14 protein-coding genes are annotated in these 18,705 nt (G+C 62.4%); 8 read left to right on the top strand and 6 right to left on the bottom strand.

Features of this window, described 5'->3' with window-relative positions; genetic code table 11:
- Nucleotides 1-92: 92 nt before the first annotated feature.
- On the bottom strand, nt 93-872 hold the full coding sequence (locus tag C100_RS35650; RefSeq protein WP_024019845.1) for an SDR family NAD(P)-dependent oxidoreductase: 780 nt from the start codon (nt 870-872) through the stop codon (nt 93-95).
- Nucleotides 873-928: 56 nt separating this feature from the next.
- Nucleotides 929-3,136, bottom strand: coding sequence for a TonB-dependent receptor (locus tag C100_RS35645; protein WP_235219061.1), 2,208 nt, complete (start codon nt 3,134-3,136; stop codon nt 929-931).
- Between the two features lie 291 nt (nt 3,137-3,427).
- Between C100_RS35645 and C100_RS35640 the strand changes: the two genes are divergently transcribed.
- The 6 genes from C100_RS35640 to C100_RS35615 all read left to right on the top strand — a co-directional run bounded on the left by C100_RS35640 (nt 3,428) and on the right by C100_RS35615 (nt 11,558).
- Complete coding sequence (locus C100_RS35640; protein WP_235219060.1) at nt 3,428-4,717, top strand: Rieske 2Fe-2S domain-containing protein; 1,290 nt, start codon at nt 3,428-3,430, stop codon at nt 4,715-4,717.
- Nucleotides 4,718-4,864: 147 nt separating this feature from the next.
- The gene (locus C100_RS35635; RefSeq protein ID WP_031309416.1) at nt 4,865-5,797 is read left to right on the top strand and encodes a PDR/VanB family oxidoreductase; all 933 of its coding nucleotides are present in this window, start codon (nt 4,865-4,867) and stop codon (nt 5,795-5,797) included.
- Nucleotides 5,798-5,877: 80 nt separating this feature from the next.
- Nucleotides 5,878-7,233, top strand: a complete 1,356-nt coding sequence (locus C100_RS35630; RefSeq protein ID WP_031309415.1) for an MFS transporter — start codon at nt 5,878-5,880, stop codon at nt 7,231-7,233.
- Nucleotides 7,230-8,873 (top strand): GMC family oxidoreductase, encoded by a 1,644-nt coding sequence (locus C100_RS35625; protein WP_024019840.1) that lies wholly within the window; start codon nt 7,230-7,232, stop codon nt 8,871-8,873. The genes C100_RS35630 and C100_RS35625 overlap by 4 nt, the downstream gene beginning before the upstream one ends.
- Before the next feature lie 21 nt (nt 8,874-8,894).
- Nucleotides 8,895-10,382: an aldehyde dehydrogenase family protein gene (locus C100_RS35620; RefSeq protein WP_024019839.1), complete on the top strand. Its 1,488-nt coding sequence runs from the start codon at nt 8,895-8,897 to the stop codon at nt 10,380-10,382.
- Between the two features lie 36 nt (nt 10,383-10,418).
- Nucleotides 10,419-11,558 carry an epoxide hydrolase family protein gene (locus C100_RS35615; protein ID WP_024019838.1) on the top strand — a complete coding sequence of 380 codons (1,140 nt, stop codon included), beginning with the start codon at nt 10,419-10,421 and terminating at the stop codon, nt 11,556-11,558.
- A gap of 29 nt (nt 11,559-11,587) precedes the next feature.
- Here C100_RS35615 and C100_RS35610 read toward each other — a convergent pair whose 3' ends face one another.
- Nucleotides 11,588-12,832, bottom strand: a complete 1,245-nt coding sequence (locus C100_RS35610) for a LysR family transcriptional regulator (RefSeq protein ID WP_024019837.1) — start codon at nt 12,830-12,832, stop codon at nt 11,588-11,590.
- 189 nt (nt 12,833-13,021) lie between these two features.
- Between C100_RS35610 and C100_RS35605 the strand changes: the two genes are divergently transcribed.
- Entirely contained in the window at nt 13,022-14,161 is a 1,140-nt protein-coding gene (locus C100_RS35605; protein WP_024019836.1) for an acyl-CoA dehydrogenase family protein, read from the top strand.
- Nucleotides 14,162-14,343: 182 nt separating this feature from the next.
- On the opposite strand, the gene C100_RS47510 is transcribed toward C100_RS35605, so the two are convergent.
- Entirely contained in the window at nt 14,344-15,384 is a 1,041-nt protein-coding gene (locus tag C100_RS47510) for an aromatic ring-hydroxylating dioxygenase subunit alpha (protein ID WP_024019835.1), read from the bottom strand.
- Nucleotides 15,385-15,479: 95 nt separating this feature from the next.
- On the opposite strand from C100_RS47510, the gene C100_RS47505 reads away from it, so the two are divergent.
- A complete protein-coding gene (locus C100_RS47505) occupies nt 15,480-16,148 on the top strand; it encodes a TetR/AcrR family transcriptional regulator (RefSeq protein WP_152536458.1) in 669 nt (222 codons plus the stop codon).
- A 397-nt stretch (nt 16,149-16,545) separates the two neighbouring features.
- Here C100_RS47505 and C100_RS35595 read toward each other — a convergent pair whose 3' ends face one another.
- Entirely contained in the window at nt 16,546-17,733 is a 1,188-nt protein-coding gene (locus C100_RS35595; RefSeq protein ID WP_024019833.1) for a CaiB/BaiF CoA transferase family protein, read from the bottom strand.
- 87 nt (nt 17,734-17,820) lie between these two features.
- Entirely contained in the window at nt 17,821-18,555 is a 735-nt protein-coding gene (locus C100_RS35590) for a FadR/GntR family transcriptional regulator (RefSeq protein WP_037530354.1), read from the bottom strand.
- Between the last annotated feature and the right edge of the window lie 150 nt (nt 18,556-18,705).

The raw sequence follows: 18,705 nt of genomic DNA, 5'->3' as shown, positions 1-18,705 counted from the left end.
TTGGCGCCAATTATGGATGCCGCTCGCGCCAACGCCAATCGCAATCCCGCAACGCCATAAGAAAAGCGGGAAATGGTTGCGGCAAAGCGGGATCACCGCAAATACAGCCCCCCATTCATGTCCAGCGTTGCCCCCACGAAAAACCCGCCCCGGTCCGACGCCAACAGCGCCGTTGCCGCCGCGATCTCGCCCACTGCCATGAAGCGGCCGACCGGCACTTCGCCTTCCACACGCGCGATCTGTTCCGCCGATAACCGTGCCTTGGCTGTGTCGATCGGCCCTGGCGCGATAGCGTTCACGGTCACGCCCGTCCCGGCAAGATAGCGCGCAAAATATTTGGTCAGCATGATCGCCCCGGCCTTGGACGCGGCATAATGGGGGGACGCCACCGTTCCGCCATTCTGCCCGGCGAGCGAGGTGATGTTGACGATTCGGCCATAGCCATGCTCACGCATATGTTCGGAGAATATCTGGCAGCTCAGGAACACGCTGCGCATGTTGATCTGGACGATCGCGTCAAATTCTTCCGGACTGATATCCTGCGTCGGCGTGCGCTTGGCGAAGCCGGCATTGTTGACCACGATATCGACCTTGCCCCACAGCCCCGCGATCCTGTCGCGCGCCGCGAGGAAATGATCCTTTTCCCGCACGTCCAGCGTCAATGCGATAGCCGTCTCGCCCGAGGGATCGAGCGAGACCGCCACCGCCTGCGCCACGTCTATGTCCACGTCGCTTACGGCCACGCGCCCGCCACCGGCATGAATTTCGCGCGCCACCGCCTCGCCCACGCCGCGTCCGCCGCCGGTTACCAGCGCGGTCCGTCCCGCAAAGGAAAAGCTGCCATTGGCAGGCAGCGTGAATTGGTCGGTCATCGAGTCATCCTGCAATAGTTGGGCGGAAAGGATCGCTCCTCCCCGCCCCGAAGCGTTCAGCGGCGGATCGACAGCGTGAGGCCATAGGTCCGCGGCGTATTGGTAAAGATTTTCCAATAGGTCGTGCCGTTGCCCGGCACAGCCAGGAAGGCCGTGATGTCGTCCGCATTCACGATCTGATAATTATTGGTGAGATTCTTGCCCCACAGGCCGATCTGGAAACGGCCATCGGCAGTCTCATAGTTCAGCCGCGCGTTCAGCGTCCGGCCGCGCGTATCGCGATGCAGATTATCGTATAGCCGCAGCGTATTGGCGTCGTCGGTCGAAATGCGCGTGGAGAAGTTGAAGTCCGCCTGCGGCGTCAGCGTCGCGCCATTGCCCAGCCGGCCGGTATAGGCGGCGCCAACGGTGAAGCTGTCGCGCGGCGCGAACTTGGCCGGATTACCCGAATAGTCCAGGTTCACCAGCGGATCACGCAGCTCCGTATATTTGCCCACCAGATGCGTATAATTTGCAGTCAGCCGTAAATCCTCGACCGGTCGGATAACAGATTCGACCTCCAGCCCCTTCATCTTGAGCGTGCCGTTATAGGTGTGTGCAATACCGCCAGCACCGGAGAAATTCTGGAGATTCTTGGTCGTCTGGTGGAACAGCGCGAGGTTCAGGTCCAGCTTGTTGTTAAACAGGCGGGATTTTGCGCCGATTTCATAATTTTCAGCCTTTTCCGGTTCCAGCGGAATGGTCGGATTGAGATAGGCATTGTCGACGAAGCCGCCCGACTTGAAGCCCTTGGCATAGGTCGCATACATGTTGACCTTGTCCATCGGCTCGAACTTGATCGTGAAGCGCGGCGTGAAGGCGTTCCAGGTCTTGCCGCCCGACGCGAACACTTCGCCGGGGAAACCGAAGCCGGGGATGGCGCCTGCGTCCGTGGTCGAGAAGGCGTGATAGTCGATCTTCTTGCGGTCCGACGTGTAACGTCCGCCAGCCACCACGGCCAGCTTGTCGGTAATCTCGAAGGTTGCTTCGCCGAACACAGCCAGACTACGGACATTGCCCGATTGCTCGCGGGTGATGTTGGTCACGTCCGGATTGCGCCGCACGCTCGCATTGACGGCCGATCCAGGCAGCGGGCTGTAAAAGAAGATATTGGTGGTCGATACATCGGCCGACAGGAAATAGGCGCCGACGACATAGGAGAAGCGACCCGGCGCCGAGGCGAAGCGAACTTCCTGCGTGAAGCTGCGGTTCTTCACGACCTGACGACGGTCGAACACCGGCACGACCGTTCCGACCGGCACGTCGTCGTTGATCGCGCGGCTGTCGTTCATGCGATAGCCGGTGATCGACGTCAGCGTGCCGCCCAGCAGGTCGAGGTCGCCGCGCAGATAGCCGCCGCGCAACCGCTGTTGATAGGGCGACGACACGAAGTCGTTATTGGTCCATTCGTCGTCGCTATAGGCGCCGAATGTATCTGGAATGACCTGATTGCCGCCAATGCCAAGCTGGATGGCGCCGCCATTGCCCTTGGTATAGCTATAGTCGCCCGACAGGACGATCTTAAGCGTATCGGACGGCTGAAACAACAATTTGCCGCGCGCCGAATAGCTGTCCGACTTGCCATAGCTGCCCGACTGGTTAGGCGTATCGATCAGCCCGTCACTATGTTCGGTGCTGAACGCGAAGCGCCCGGCGATCTTGTCCTCGACCAGCGTGCCGTTCAGCATCCCTTCGGTCCGTACAAAGCCACCATTGCCGCCGGTGATCTGAGCGAAATAATCGTCACCGAATTCGGGATTGTTTGTGATGACCGCGATTGCACCGCCTACGACATTGCGCCCGAACAAGGTGCCCTGCGGCCCGCGCAACACTTCGACCCGGTCCGTGTCGTAGAAATTGGCGTTCAGGTCATTATTGAACACATAATAGACGTCGTCCATGAAATAGGCGACCGGCGTGTCCAGCGTCGCGGTGCGGAAGGTCGATACATTGCCGCGGATCGCAACGATCGACAGCGATTTGTCGGCGGTGTTGACGGTGATGCCCGGCATCTGCTGCGTCAAAGCGGCGGGGCTATAGACTTGCGCCTCACGTAGCAGTTCACCGCCAAAGGCGGCGATGGAAAAAGGCACCTCGCGCACAGTTGATTCGCGGCGTTCGGCGGTGACGACAATATCTTCGGGGAAGATCGCCTGCTGCGGCGCTGCGTCCTGCGCCGGAGCGGCCTGATCGGCCTGCGCCATGGCGGGGGATATGGCCATCATCGCCGCAATCGTGCTCAGCGCGGAGGATGTTTTGAAACTGAAAGGCATTACCGGACTCTCCCTCAACAACACGGCTTGATGCCGCCTGAACCCCGTGAAGCAGTAAAAGATGGCGGGGTGCAATAGCATCGTCCCGGTTATTGAATGGTCCGACCACATTCCGATTGGGGCGTATAGGCTTGAACCTCTAGTCAGCAATAGGGAATGGTGTCGGCGTCGATTCAAGCCGGTGCCGATAACGAGAAGCAAGGAAGAGGCTGAAAAACCATGCAGTCCACTGATAGCGCCGACATGACCAGGGTAGGCCCGGGCACGGTCATGGGCACGATGATGCGCCAATATTGGCTGCCCGCCTGCCTGTCATCGGAAGTGAAGGCCGATGGCGATCCGGTGCGCCTGATGATCCTGTGCGAAAAGCTGATCGCCTTTCGCGACAGCAGCGGCCGGGTCGGCATCATGGACCATCGCTGTCCACATCGCTGCGCATCGTTGTTCATCGGCCGTAACGAGGAGAACGGCATACGCTGCGTCTATCATGGCTGGAAATTCGACGTCGACGGCAAGTGCGTCGATATGCCTTCGGTCCCCGCCCGCATGGACTTCAAGGAAAAGGTCCATGCCAAGGCGTACAAGACGCACGAAGCCAATGGCCTGATCTGGGTTTACATGGGCGAGAACCAGTCCGCCCCGCCGCCGCTGCCTGAAATCGAGGCGACGATGCACCCCGACGCGGAAATCTGGTGCCTGCAACGTGATTGCAACTGGCTCCAGGCGCTCGAAGGCGACATCGACACCAGCCATGTCGGCTTCCTCCATGTCGGCTCGATCGAGGCGGACGATCTGGATGAGGATCATCCGATGCGCCCGACCGTCCTCAACCGCGCACCCGACTATGAAGTCGCGCAGGCCGACTGGGGCGTCATGTATGGCGGCTATCGCCCGAACGACGATGGCCAGATGAGCTGGCGCGTCGCGCATTATATGTTCCCGTTCTGGACGCAGACGCCCAACAACCGCTTCGCCACCCGCGCCATTGCGCGCGCCTGGGTGCCGATGGACGACGAACATTCGATGCTGTTCGACATCACCTGCGGCGTGGATGCGGGCAACCCGGCCTATACCTCGACGCTCAGGGACGGCACGCCTTTGTTCGCGCCGCTCGAATATGCGCCCAACACGACCGACTGGTATGGCCGCTGGCGTTCGCCCGACAGCGAAAAGAACGACTGGGCGATCGACCGCGAATCCCAGCGCAACGGCACCCAGTTCACAGGCATCCCCAACATCACGATGCAGGACCAGGCCGTGACCGAAAGCATGGGGCCGATCACCGACCATAGCTTCGAAAATCTGGCGCCGACCGACCAGATGATCGCCCGCGTCCGCCGGCGCGTTCTGCTGGCCGCCCGCGCGCTTGCGAACAAGGGCACGCTGCCGCCGGGGATCGAAGATCCCAGTATCTTCTACCGGGCGCGTGCCGGGTCGTTCCTGCACGACCCCAACGATACGCTCGCCAACGCCTATGAATCGGCGCTGGCCAAGGCGGTGCGCTGGCCCGACAAGGTCGAAGCGGCTGAATGAGATGCAAATAAGGGCCGGGGCGATCCATGCCCCGGTTCCTCGGACAAGGATGATAGAGGTGACGAAACGCATTGCGGTTTGTCCGGTCCGCCGATCCATGGCGCCCCGGCCCTGCCAAGAGACGCATCGCACCGGACGGAGAGGGTGATGCGCGCACGACTAAAGAATATCCGCTGGGAAGCCGAAGGCATCAACAGCTACATCCTCGAACCCGTCGACGGTGGGCTGATGCCGCCCTTCGATCCGGGCGCGCATGTCGATGTCCAGTTGTCGCCGGGCCTCGCGCGCAGCTACTCGCTCGTCAATGATCCCGCGATCCGCGGCTATTATGAGATCGCCGTTCATCACGCCATCGACGGTCGGGGCGGATCGCGCCACATCCATGAAAAATGGCAGGTTGGTCAGATCCTCGAAATTTCCGAGCCAAAGAATAATTTCCCGATGGTGGAGGATGCCAGCCACACCGTGATGATCGGCGGCGGGATCGGCATCACGCCGATGCTGCCGATGATCGCGCGCCTGGAAAAACTGGGGCGGAGCTGGGAACTCCATTATGTCGCCGCCTCCCCGGAGCGCGCCGCCTATGTCGATCGCCTGTCGGACTATGACCAGGTCGAGATCGCCTATGACGGCATCCCCGGTGGCCGCCGTCTCGACCTCAAGGCCATCTGCGCCGCCGCGCCCGCAGACGCGCATCTCTATTGTTGCGGTCCAACCGGTATGCTCGACGCTTTCCTCGCCACCAATTGTGACCGGCCCAAGGGCCACGCCCATATCGAATATTTTTCCGCCGAAACCGAAATGGCGACCGAGGGCGGTTATACGCTGGAACTGGCCAAAAGCGGCAAGACCATCACCGTCGAGGAAGGCGAGACGATGCTCGACGCCTTGCTGAGCGCTGGCGTCAATATCGGCTTTGCCTGTTCGGAGGGAATTTGCGGCACCTGCGAGGTCAAGGTGCTGGACGGCATCCCCGACCATCGCGACCATTTCCTGACCGATGAGGACAAGGCCGCCAACACGTCGATCATGGTTTGCTGTTCGGGATCGAAGACGGCGAACCTCGTGCTCGACATCTGATTGCTATATTCCGGTTTTTCAATTGCACGTCGCGAAACGAATGCAGCGGCCGCTAACGGCCCGAAGATGAGGAGAATGTCTTGGCGGTCGTCCCACTAGAAGGCAGCAGCCCACGGGGTATGCTGGACGACCTGCCCCTGTCGTCATACCAGATCTGGTCGGTCCTCATGATCGCCGCGACTGTCATTCTCGACGGGCTGGACAATCAGATGCTCGGCCTAGCAGCGCCGTCGCTGCTCCAGGAATGGGGCATCGGCCGCGAAGCGCTCGGCTCCGTTTTTGCGTTGGGCTTTGTCGGCATGGGCATTGGCACGCTGACGTCGGGCTGGGTCGGCGACCGTTTCGGACGGCGCGGGGCGCTCATCATCGGGGTTGCGATTTTTGGCGTTGCGACGCTACTCACCGGCTTTTCCGCCGCTTTGTGGCAGGTCGCCGCGCTCAAGACCCTGGCGGGCGTCGGGCTGGGCGGCGTCCCAGGCACCGCCAGCGCCATGATCGCGGAATTCACGCCCATTCGCTGGCGCAGCGTCGCCGTCACTTTCGGCGTGGTCTGCGTGTCCATCGGCGGAATATTGGGAGGGATCGCCGCCGCATTGATCCTGCCCGACCTGGGCTGGCGCTGGCTGTTCTACATTGGCGGCACGGTGACGATGGTCTTCGTCACCTGGCTCTGGTTCGTGCTGCCCGAATCCCCCCGCTATCTCGCCGAACGGCCCGGCCGCGCCGCCGAACTGGACCGCATCCTCCGTCGCATCGGTCATCCAGATCCCGCATCCGCCGCCTATGTCCCGGTCGCCGCTGGGGAAGCACCGCGCTACGAACCGATGCGCAATCTGTTCGGCGCGACGCTGCTGCGCGATACGCTGGCGCTGTCGGTCGCGATGTTCTCCGGCATGTTCATGATCTATCTCATGTTCAACTGGGCGCCGACCATGCTGACCAGCGCCGGCTTCGGCCTTCAGACCGCCAGCCTTGGCCTCACCAGCTTCAACATCGGCGGCACGATCGGCGCGATGATCGCCAGCCTGGCGATCATCCGCTTCGGATCGCGCCCGGTGCTGATCCTGATGGCGGTCGTCGGCGCGGGCGTCTGCGCTACCCTGGCTCTCCTCCCCATCAGTGGCGCACGCAATGAGGTTGCTGTCCTCGCCTGTCTCGGCGCGCTCGGCCTGTTCGCCAGCGCGGCACAATCGGCCATGTTCGCGGTGGGCGCCCACGCCTTCCCGACCGGCCTGCGCGCCCGGGGCCTTGGCCTCATGGGCGCGGCCGGCCGCGTCGGCGCAATCGTCAGCGCAGTGGCCGGGGCGATTCTGATCAACGGCGGCAATCTCGGCTTCTTCGGCGCGCTGGCCGCCTTGATGCTGGTGAACGCCCTGGGTTTCATAGCTGTGCGGGGCCATGTGCCCGCGCTCGGCCGTAAGGATGCACATATATGAGCGCCAATAACGCGATGGACAGCTTCGACTATATCGTCATCGGTTCCGGCTCGGCCGGCAGCCTGATGGCCAACCGCCTTTCCGCCGATCCAGCCAACCGCGTCGCGCTGATAGAGGCGGGACCATCGGACAGGAAATGGCCGGTCAACATCAAGACCGCCATGCCGGTGGGCAACATCTTCCTGTTGCCGCACGCCAAATATAATTGGAAACAGGCGCTCACCGGGAACGCCGCCGTCAACAACCGCACCATCAACTTTCCACGCGGCAAGCTGTTTGGCGGGTGCAGCGCCATCAATGGCGGCGTCTATATTCGCGGGCAAAAGGCCGATTATGACGCCTGGGCCAATGCGGGCAATGAAGGCTGGGCCTACAACGATGTCCTGCCCGCCTTCAAGGCAATCGAAAACTATGCCGGTCCCGACAAGCCATGGCATGGCAAGGGCGGCGAACTGGATGTGCAGAAGCCGAAAAGCTGGAACCCGGTTTCCAGCGCCATCGTCGATGCGGCGGTGGAAGCCGGGCATCATCGCAACGATGATTTTGCCGGGGAGCGCCAGGACGGCTTTGGCCGCTACGACCTCAACCAGCGCAATGGCACCCGCCTGTCGAGCGCGCGCGCCTTCCTGCACCCGGCGCTGGATCGCGCCAACCTGACCGTCATGTCCGAAACCATGGTCCGCCGCATCCTGTTCGACCGGGGGCGCGCCGTTGGGCTTGAGATAGAAAAGGACGGGGCACGCAGCACGGTCAGCGCGCGGCGGGAAATCATCCTGTGCGCCGGTGCGATCAACTCGCCGCAATTGCTGATGCTGTCGGGCATCGGACCGCAGGACCATCTGCGCGACATGGGGATCAAACTCGTTCATCATCTACCCGGCGTCGGCGCGCATTTGCAGGATCACCCCACCGTCCATGTCGCCATGGAAAATCCATCGGCGGAATCCTATGCCGTATCGGCCAAGGTTCTGCCGCGCCTGCTCGCCAGCCCGTTCAAATATCTGATGAAGCGCGAAGGGATGCTGGCGTCCAATGTCGCGGAAGCTGGCGGTTTCCTGTGCACCGATGGTTCCGGCCGCCCCGACATTCAAATCACGTTCCTTGCCGGGCTGAAGCTAGATGCGCGGTCGGTCCCTCGCCGCCATGGCTATATGGGCCTCATCCAGTTGCTACGCCCCAAAAGCATGGGGTCGGTGCGTCTGGCCAGCAACCGGCCGGAGGACAAGCCGGTCATCGACCCTAATTTCTTCGCCGATCCTCATGACATGCAGACGTTGATCGCCGGTTTCCGCGCGTGCCGCACCATCTTCGCTCAACCCGCGCTGGCCGCCATGACGGGCGCGGAAATCGAACCGGGCGCCCAATATCAAAGCGACAGCGAAATTGACACTGCCCTGCGCAAGATCGTCAATACCGCCTATCACCCGACCGGCACCTGCAAGATGGGGCCGGACAGCGACCCCATGGCGGTAGTGGACGGACGCCTGCGCGTGCGCGGCGTATCGGGCCTGCGCGTCGTCGATGCGTCGGTCATGCCCGACATCATCAGCGGCAACACATCCGCCCCGACCATGATGATCGCACAGCGCGCCGCGCGCTTCATCCTGGAAGACGCCGTCACATCGAACATCGCCGCCTGACCGCGGCCTGGGAGACTATCCATGACCATGATGACCATTCCGCCCCGCCCCGCCCTGCTCGACCGGCCGCATCAGGACATGCTGATCGGCGGGCAGCGCGTCCCCGCCCTGTCGGGCAAGCGCTTCGAAACCCGCAACCCGGCGACCGGCGAATTGCTCGCCACCGTGGCGCAGGGCGGCGCGGAAGATGTCGATCGCGCAGTCAAGACCGCCCGCGCCGCTCTCGAAGGGCCATGGCGAGCGATGAAGCCGGTGGAGCGCCAGCGCATCATGCTGCGCCTCGCCGATCTGGTGGAACAGCATTTCGAGGAACTGGCGATGCTCGACACGCTGGACCTTGGCGCGCCCTATAGCCGCACCTTCATGGGCAAGGCGCGCGCGGTGGCGCTGCTGCGCTATTATGCCGGACAGGCAACGCTCATCGCGGGCGACACGATCGACAACAGCGCCATGGGCGACGTCCTCTCCCACACGCTCAAGGAACCGATCGGCGTGGTCGCGGCGATCAACCCGTGGAACGGGCCGATCGGCATGTCGGTGTGGAAGGCCGGGCCGATTCTCGCCACCGGCTGCACGCTCGTCATGAAGCCCGCCGAACAGACGCCTTTGTCCGCATTGCGCTTTGGCGAACTCTGCCTTGAAGCCGGTGTCCCCGAAGGCGTCATCAACATCCTCACTGGCCTTGGCGATGCAGGCGCGGCGCTCTCCAGCCACCCGGGCGTCGACAAGATCGCCTTTACCGGCTCTACCGGCGTCGGCGAAAAAATCCTTCATGCCGCCGCCGCGTCGATGAAGCGGGTAACGGTGGAACTGGGCGGCAAGTCGCCCAACATCGTGTTCGCCGACGCCGATCTCGACAAGGCCGTGCCCGCTGCCGCCATGGCCGTCTTCGCCAATGCCGGCCAGATATGCTCGGCCGGCACGCGCCTGTTCGTCCAGTCCTCGATCCGCGAGGAGTTCATGGAACGCCTTGCCGCCTTCACCAGGACGATCAAGGTCGGCGATCCGCTGGACCCCGAAACCCAGATGGGACCGGTCGTCTCTCTCGTCCAGATGGACAAAATATTGGGCTTCATCGACGGAGCGGTCACCGAAGGCGCGAACGCGCTGGTGGGCGGCGCGCGGATGACCGGGACCGGCTATGACGGCGGCTTCTTCATCCAGCCGACCATCTTCGACAACGTGAACGATGGCATGACCATCGCGCGCGAGGAAATTTTCGGCCCCGTCCTGTCCAGCTTCGCCTTCGACACGATCGAAGAGGTGCTCCAGCGCGCCAACGCGACCGAATTCGGCCTGGGAAGCGGCGTGTGGACCCGCGATCTGGCGACCGCCCACCGCATGGCGCGCGGCATCCGCGCGGGTTCGGTGTGGGTCAATTGCTACCAGATGCTCGACCCCGGCGTCCCCTTCGGCGGCTATGGCATGAGTGGCTTCGGCCGGGAATCCGGTCCCCACCATATCGAGGATTATCTGGAAACCAAGGCGGTCTGGATCAATCTGGACTGACCGGAAAAGAAGCGAAGCCTGAACTGGAGAGCGCCCATGGACGAAAGCATCAGACCGTTCACGATCGACATCCATGAAGGGCAACTGGACGATTTGCGCGCCCGGCTCGACCTGGTTCGCTGGCCGGATGCGCAAACCGTCGGCGACTGGTCGCAAGGGGTTCCGCTGGAGGAAGCCCAGCGGCTCGTCGATCATTGGCGCAACCATTATGACTGGCGCCGCTGTGAAGCGGCGCTCAACGCCTATCCGCAATTCCTGACGAACATCGATGGGCTGGACATCCATTTCCTGCACATCCGTTCGCCCCATGCCCACGCCATGCCGATGATCCTGACGCATGGCTGGCCAGGCTCGATCATCGAATTTCTGGCGACCATCGATCCCTTGCACGATCCGGTCGCCCATGGCGGCACGGCGGCGGACGCCTTCCATCTGGTGATCCCCTGCCTGCCCGGATACGGTTTTTCCGCCAAGCCCACGCAGCCGGGGTGGACCGTCCAGCGCATCGCCCGCGCCTGGCATCAGCTCATGACCCGGCTGGGATATGATCGCTATGTCGCACAGGGCGGCGACTGGGGTGCGGCGGTGACGACGGCGATGGGCGTGCAGCAGCCAGAAGGCCTCGCCGCTATCCATCTCAATCTGCCGCTCGTGCTGCCCGATGGACCCTATGACGATGCCAGTCCCGCCGAGCAGGCGATGCTCGACGCGCTTGCCGATTATGCGCGCTGGGACGGTGGCTATTCCGATCAACAGGCCTCCCGCCCGCAGACGCTGGGCTATGGACTGGCCGATTCCCCCGTGGGTCAGGCAATCTGGATCTACGAGAAATTCTGGAGCTGGATGGATTGCGACGGCCAGCCGCTCCGCGTGCTGACCTATGACCAGATGCTCGACAACATCATGCTCTACTGGCTGAACAATGCGGCCACCTCGTCGGCCAGGCTCTATTGGGAGAGCTTCCACGGCGGGTTCGGCGCCACGCAGTTGCACCTTCCCACCGCCTGCAGCATCTTTCCCAGGGACATTTATGCCGCCCCGCGCAGTTGGGCGGAGCGCTGCATGCACAATCTCTATTATTGGAACGATGTCGACCGGGGCGGCCATTTTGCCGCCTTCGAACAACCCGCCCTGTTCGTGGACGAACTGCGCCGCGCATTTCGACCGATCCGCTAGAGCATCGTGCGGAAGCACATGACGAGGGCTTACACCCAGCCCGACTCGCGCAAGTCCTGCTGCCCGGCCTCCGGTCGCTCGCCCGCCGCCGCCTGGGCCAGCATGTCGAGAAAGCGCCGCTGCGTCGCGGTCGGCCGCCAGCTGCGCCGCGTCGTGATCCCGACCACGCGCTTCGTGCCCTCCAGCGGTGGCCCGACCTGCGCCAACAACCCGCTGCGGATCTGCAACGCCACCTGGTCGGGCGACAATAATGTCAGGAAATCGCCATCGGTCAGCAGCCGCCCGATAATCATCACCGACCCGCACTCGATCGGCGTTGCGGGAGGCGTAACGGATGGCGGCCCTTCCCCGAACAACTTCTCCCATTGTTCGCGCAGCGGCGAATTGGCCGGCGCCACGATCCAGGGATAGGATGCCAGCTGTTCCATGGTCGGCTTGTCCAGCCCCGCCAGCGGATGCTGGCTGCCCGCCGCGATCACCAGCCGATCCTCCGACAGCGGCAACTGGTAGAGGTCGGCAATCTCATAGGGGCGCAGCGCGCCGACGATCATGTCGATCACCCCGTCGCGCAGCGGCTCGACCAGTTCGCGCCAACTGCCCTCCAGCACCTTGAACGCCGCGCGCGGCTGATCGCGCGTCATCCGCGCCATGGCGGCCGGCACCAGATAGGGACGCGCCAGCGGCAGCGCGCCGAACGCGATCAACTCGCTCCCGCTGCCGCTGTCCCGCCCGATGTCGGCCAGCGCCGCGACGATTTCCGCCACCGCCAGTCGTGTGCCGCGCGCCAGCCGCTTGCCCGCCGGATTGAGCCACACCGCCCGCCCGCGCCGCTCGACCAGCTTGCCGCCGATCATCTGCTCCAGGTCGCCGACCGCGCGATGCACCGCCGTCTGCGACAGCGTGCCGCCATGCGCAGCCGCGGCAAAACTGCCCGCTTCCGCCAGCGCCAGGAACGCGCGCAGCTGCGTCATCGTCATCAGCCGTTCGGGATATTGAAACACGCCCGACAGCCCCTTGGCCGCCTGCGACAAATGGTCCAGCGCCGCGCGCGCGCGCTCTATAACGATCTCGCCCATCGGCGTTGGCACCATCCCGCCCGACCGCCGTTCGAAAAATGTATAGCCGAACTGCCGCTCCAGCTTCGCCAGCCCCTGCGTCAGCGCGGGCTGCGACAGGCTGACTATGTCGGCGGCGGCGGTAATGCTGCCATGTTCGCGGATCGCCAGCAGCGCGCGCAGGTGCCGCAGATTGAGGTCGAACGGATCGGTCGCCATGCCGCTTACTCTTGTTACCCTGCGCCTGCGACCTGTGGGTGCGTCCCGCGCATCCTGCTTCTAGAGGATCATGTCCGCCGCGCCAATATGCCTGAAAATTTAATGGACTGACCATTATGCTAATGGTAGGACCATTGCCAAGAGGCGCGCTCCGCGTCGCCAGGGATTCGGATGAGAAGGAGGCACAACGTGGATTTTGAACTGCCCGACGACATCAAGGAATTTTGCGATGTCACCCGCGCCATCGTGCGCGACCTGTTACCCCATGAAACGGAATTTCAGGCGACCGGCAAAGTCCCGCCCATCGTGCGCAAGACATTGGTGGACAATGGCTATTTCGGGATGGCGCTGCCCGAACAATATGGCGGCCTGGGCCTTGGCGCGCTTGCGCAGGCAGCGGTGCAGATCGAACTTGCCCGCCTCCCCCCCCAATTCTGGACCGAATTGCGCCCGCTGATGGGGCCGGGCGCCAAGAATATCATGTACCACGCGTCCGAAGCCCAGCGCGAAGCGCTGCTGCCCGGCATGTGTACCGGGGAAATCCCCATCGCCTTTGCCTTGACGGAGCCGAACAGCGGGTCCGATCCGGGTTCGATGCGCACCACCGCGACCCGCAATGCCGACGGCTGGGTCATCAACGGCAGCAAAACCTATATTTCCAACGGCAAGAACGCCAAATATGTGATCGTCTACGCCTATACGGACAAGGCAGCGGGGCCGCGCGGCGGCATTTCCGCCTTCCTCATGGCCGCCGACACGCCGGGGTTCAGCGTCACCGGCACGATCGAACTGATGGGCACGGCGACGCCCGGCGTCTATGAACTGACGTTCGACGAATGTCAGCTGCCGCCCGACGCGCTGCTGGGTGAAGAAGGTCGCGGCTTCCACTATGCGCTCGAAGGATTGAACGAGGGCCGCATGAATGTCGGCGCCACTGCCGTTGGCATGGGCGAATATGCGCTGGAACTGGCGATCGAGGAATCGAAGGTCCGCCCCGCTTTCGGCGGCGTCATCTCCGACTTCCAGGCGATCCGCCACTATATCGCCACCATGGCGACCGACATGCGCGCCGCCCGCCTGATCCTGCTCGACGCCTGCTGGCGCTACGATCAGGGCGAAAAGAAGCGCGAACTCGCTTCCATGGCCAAGCTGTTCGCCACCGAAGCGGGGAGCCGCACGGTCGATACGGCGGTCCAGATCTTCGGCGGATCGGGCTATTGCCGCGGCTTCGCAGTCGAGCGGCTCTATCGCGACATCCGCATCACGCGGATCTACGAAGGGTCGTCGGAAATCCAGAAGAACACCATCGCGCGGGAATTGCTGCGATAATGCATGAGGGCGGGAGGCGTGAGAGCGCATCCCGCCCGAGTGACCGGGTTGCGCCAACTTATCGCCACTCGATCGCATTTAAGGCGCATGTGGAAGCGGACGTCCCTGAACATCAGGGATGATCTCAACTAATCAGCGTTAACGATCACATGATTCTGTGACCCCAGGCAATCCAATCAACCTCAGGTCATCTCGGCCAAAATCTGGGTTTCCAACCGGCGGCGAACTTTCAGCGCTCCGTTGTCGATCCGTGCGCTGATCTCCGTCGGCAACATCGCGCCCGATTGCAGCACGGCTTCGATGGTTTCGATTGCGTCGATGTCTTCAGGCTGGATGCGCATGCCCATTCCCAGGTTGATCGCAGTCAGGGCTGGATTATCGAGTCCGAAATTGCGTGCGGTATTCACGAAATAGTGCAGCCGGGTCGGCGATGCAGGCGTGATCATGTGCAGAAAATTCTGGGTGCCCAGCACTACGCCACTGGCTGCGTCGCTGATAGCACCACCGGTGCGGATCACGCAGGGGCCGATATATTCAGCGTCGAACTGCTGATGGACCGGCCCTTGCTGATCGGGGAATTGCATCTGGATCAACGGATTGAGCGGGAGATCCCGACCGTGGCGCTCAACTATAAGGCTGCGCTCGGTCTCGGCCAGCGTGACCGGAATTTCTACTACCTTGCCACCGCCCGGAATGGTGTTGGCATGAATGAAGGTCACATGGCTGAGATCGAGCAGATTTTCGATCAAAAGCGTGTAACGGGCATTGACGGTGGCAAGCGGATGCTGTTCGACGACCCAGTCGGGATTGCCAGGCCCGATGGCTTCCATATCGGGAATCAGACTGGGATCGGAAAGATTTTCTTGTCCGGTCCATATCCACACCAAATTGCCTCGTTCCACAAGCGGGTAGCGGCGCAGGGCTGATTTTTGCGGCGCATTCTTCTGGCTGGGCACGAACTGGCAGTGCCCGTCAGCACCAAAAGTAAAGCCGTGATACCCACATTGCACGGCATCCCCAATCAGCCGCCCGCGCTCCAAAGGGAAAGAGCGATGGGGACAGATCCCCGCCAAGGCAACCGGATCACCGTTTTCGGTGCGATAGAACAGCACCGGCTCCCCCAGAATGTCCCGAGCCAGCAACGCCCGCCCCAGTTCCGACGCGTAGGCGGCGACCCACCATTGGTTGCGCGGATAGGGTTGATCAACGGCAAGCGGGTACATCGCCTTCTCCCAAAAATGTCAGATTTTGTCGGTCCCATTGTTTGTCACATGACCAAGATATTTGTCAATCGACAAACTTGACCCTTGCACTGGACTTGCGGGACCGGCAGACGGGACGCATGAGCAAAGGGAAGACGCAGCCAAAGGACGTCAGTCCCGCCCGATATGATGGTCGGGAAAATCGACGACTCCTACTGGACGCGGCGCTGCGTGTTTTTTCCGATCAGGGCTTTGAAGGGGCCAGTACGCGCGCGATAGCGGCGGCAGCGGGGATCGAGCAAGGCCACCTTGCCTATTACTTCCCCTCCAAAATGGCGCTTTGGCAACAGGTTATCGAAACATTCGCACGCCAGGGCGAGACATATCTCATGGCGCATCTGACGCCTGATGCGCTGGCTGACCCCGTCGCTACCGCACATGGGGTTTTGCCCGGTTTCCTGCGGACCTTCGCGTCCAATCCGCGCCTTACGCGCCTGATGCTTCAGGAATTTTCTGTTCTGTCAGCCCGCCACGAATGGGTGGTCGCCAATTTCGGCCAACCAGTTTGGCGACTCCTTGAACCTCTGTTCAACGGGTTGCAGGCGCAACGCCGACTTGCGGGTGCGCCGCCCGTCATGGCCTATTTCACACTTATCGGTGCCGCGCTGATAACATTCGGCAACCCGGAACTGATCGCTCGACTCTCAGGGGTTGAGGTGAACGAAACCGAATGGGCGGATAAAGCTATCGAACATATGCTGGTGCCCATTTTCGCTCCTGCCTGACCGCATTTTCCTTCTCCCGGATAAAATAAAATTTTGGCAATGGACATTCTCGCTGAGCAGAATGACCGCTAAAAGAAAGCCAGATTTGAAAGACAAGCAGCCCATCACTTGTCCATGGGCGAACGAAAGCTTTCATCAGATCGAGGCAGGCCTACGCGCAAAAGCGGATTGGCAGCGCTGGTAGCCGGACTCACTCACCCCCTGTCCTACACCCCCAAATTCATGCCATACGCCCCTTGGCTCTTTCCAACCGTCCGCCTTCACCCTGCCCGTCCGCACATGGGCGCGGCTGACTTTGCAAAAAATCGCCTATAGCGAAATCCACGCCACGGATCCGCGTCCACGCAAATGCGTTGCCAGTAACGGTGTGAACTTCGCAATTTTCACAAACGGGCGTTCACCCCAGATCGCCGCTGGCCCGCAACGCCGCGACGGCATCCGCGTTGACGCCGATCCCCGCCAGCACGTCTCCCGCGTCCTGCCCCAGGCGCGCGACATAATCGCGTGCCTCGACCCGCGATCCGCTCATGTGAAAGGGCGGGTTGGGCACCTTGAATGTCCCGGCCCCATCGCTCACCTGCGCAAAGGCGCCGCGCGCCGCCAGTTGCGGGTCGTCCAGCACCTCGTCAATGTCACGATAGCGGGCGCATGGCACGCCATGGCGCGACAGGATCGCCTCGGCCTCCTCCGCGTCGCGCTCCATCGTCCACTCCTCGGTCAGCGCCAGCAAGGTCGCCCAATTGGCATTGCGATCCGCATTGGTCCGAAACCGCGGATCGTCGCGCCATTCGGGATGGCCAACCGCCTCGGCCAGCTGCTCGAAATTGCGCGGCGAGGTCGGCGCCACCATGATGAAGCCGTCGCTGGTCTTGAGCGGCGTATAGAGCGGCCGCCGCGCGTCGCCGGGAAACTGTGCTTCCTGCGTTTCGAACACCAGCATCCCGACCATCGCTTCCAGCATAGACAGGTCGATATGCTGCCCCTGCCCGGTCCGCTCCCGCTGGTAGAGCGCGGCCTGGATCGCGCCGAACGCATGGGTGCCGCCCAGCACGTCGGCAATGAAGATGCCGCTGGTCGCGGGCCGATCCGCCCCGTCCTGATAGCGTAGATTGACCATGTCGAACCCGCTGGCGGCATGAATCACCGGCGCATAGGCCGGGTGCAGCGCCTTCGGCCCGGTCTGGCCATAGCCGGAGATGGAACAGTAGATGAGCCGCGGATTGATCGCCGCCAGGGCCGCGAAATCCAGCCCGAAGCGCTGCATCACGCCGGGCCGGAAATTTTCCACCAGCACGTCGCAAGTGGCCACAAGTTGCTTGATGATCGCAACGATCTCCGGCGATTTGAGATTGCAGGCGATGGACTGCTTGCCCGCGTTCAGATTGCCGAAATAGGCGCTGAAACCGTCCCGCTTTGGCGGCCGCGCACGCACCTGATCGCCCTCCAGCGACTCCACCTTGATGACCTGCGCGCCCAGATCGGCCAGCATCCGGGTGGCGAACGGTCCCGCCATGACGCTGGTGAAATCCAGCACCCGCACGCCGTCCAGCGCGCCCGTCATCGCTGCCGTGGAATTTTCCGCCATATCCTCAACCTACCTGTCGACCAAATATTCAATGGTCCTACCTATTGCATGACGATGGCCGGGCGGTCAATCGAGTCTGGCAGGCAATCAGCCCTTGGCTGCCGCTTTGCTGTTCTTGCGGACATGGCGATGCACCCGCTCCAGATGCTTGCGCATTTCCGCGACGGCGGCCTCCTCATTCCTGGCCCGCAAATGCCGCACCAGCTTGAAACGGGATTCGATCAGCGACTGCTGCAACGTCTCATAATCCGGCCCGCGAACAAATTCATGCAGGATCGCCGACAAGGAATCCACGAAGATGCCAAATATGCGATTCTTGGTCGCACGGGCCAGCACCGCATAATATTCAACGGCGCAGGCATAGCGCGCCTCTACGCTCGTCTCTCGCTTCGTCCGCTCGGCAATCAACTCCAGTTCGGCCAGGTCGATCTCCGTCGCGCGCGCACATGCCAGCCGCACGATGATATCCTGCAACGCCAACCGTGCCTCGGTCAGTTCGCCCAGCGAAATATCGCCTAGATGGACATAGTCCTGCATCGCCTGCACGATCCGGTCAGGCTCGGCCGTCTGCACGAACGCTCCGCCCTTAGCTCCCTTCACGTTGCGGATGATCCCCGCGACCTCCAGACTGCGCAGCGCCTCGCGCAATGCGCTGCGGCTGACCTGAAACTCCACCGCCAGTTCGCGTTCAGCTGGCAGTTTGTCCCCGGCCTTGAGCGTGCCCGCCGCCAATTGCGCGCGGATCTGCTCGCAAATTACCTCGAACGCGCGTCGCGTCCTGATGGGGGCGAAATTGGGCTTGGTGGACGGGGACGATGCCATGGGGTGCGCTCCAGAAGGGACGACCAAGCTATAACCGCCCCCGCGAAAGGCGCAATGGCAGGACCGAAGGGGATTGACAAAGCAGCCCCATGACATAATGGTCGGACCATTAGTTATACGGAGCGAGCAATGAAGATCCTTGTGCCCGTG

It is taken from the genome of Sphingobium sp. C100 (assembly GCF_000508185.1).
Taxonomy (GTDB): domain Bacteria; phylum Pseudomonadota; class Alphaproteobacteria; order Sphingomonadales; family Sphingomonadaceae; genus Sphingobium.
The sequence above is the reverse complement of the archived record's forward strand: the minus strand, read 5'-3'. Positions and strand labels throughout refer to the sequence as shown.

What these genes read in the sequence shown, in the direction of transcription:
- C100_RS35650 (WP_024019845.1), bottom strand. Translation starts at nt 872, where the DNA reads ATGACCGACCAATTCACGCTGCCTGCCAATGGCAGCTTTTCCTTTGCG.
- C100_RS35645 (WP_235219061.1), bottom strand. Translation starts at nt 3,136, where the DNA reads ATGATGGCCATATCCCCCGCCATGGCGCAGGCCGATCAGGCCGCTCCG.
- C100_RS35640 (WP_235219060.1), top strand. Translation starts at nt 3,428, where the DNA reads ATGACCAGGGTAGGCCCGGGCACGGTCATGGGCACGATGATGCGCCAA.
- C100_RS35635 (WP_031309416.1), top strand. Translation starts at nt 4,865, where the DNA reads ATGCGCGCACGACTAAAGAATATCCGCTGGGAAGCCGAAGGCATCAAC.
- C100_RS35625 (WP_024019840.1), top strand. Translation starts at nt 7,230, where the DNA reads ATGAGCGCCAATAACGCGATGGACAGCTTCGACTATATCGTCATCGGT.
- C100_RS35620 (WP_024019839.1), top strand. Translation starts at nt 8,895, where the DNA reads ATGACCATGATGACCATTCCGCCCCGCCCCGCCCTGCTCGACCGGCCG.
- C100_RS35615 (WP_024019838.1), top strand. Translation starts at nt 10,419, where the DNA reads ATGGACGAAAGCATCAGACCGTTCACGATCGACATCCATGAAGGGCAA.
- C100_RS35610 (WP_024019837.1), bottom strand. Translation starts at nt 12,832, where the DNA reads ATGGCGACCGATCCGTTCGACCTCAATCTGCGGCACCTGCGCGCGCTG.
- C100_RS47510 (WP_024019835.1), bottom strand. Translation starts at nt 15,384, where the DNA reads ATGTACCCGCTTGCCGTTGATCAACCCTATCCGCGCAACCAATGGTGG.
- C100_RS35595 (WP_024019833.1), bottom strand. Translation starts at nt 17,733, where the DNA reads ATGGCGGAAAATTCCACGGCAGCGATGACGGGCGCGCTGGACGGCGTG.
- C100_RS35590 (WP_037530354.1), bottom strand. Translation starts at nt 18,555, where the DNA reads ATGGCATCGTCCCCGTCCACCAAGCCCAATTTCGCCCCCATCAGGACG.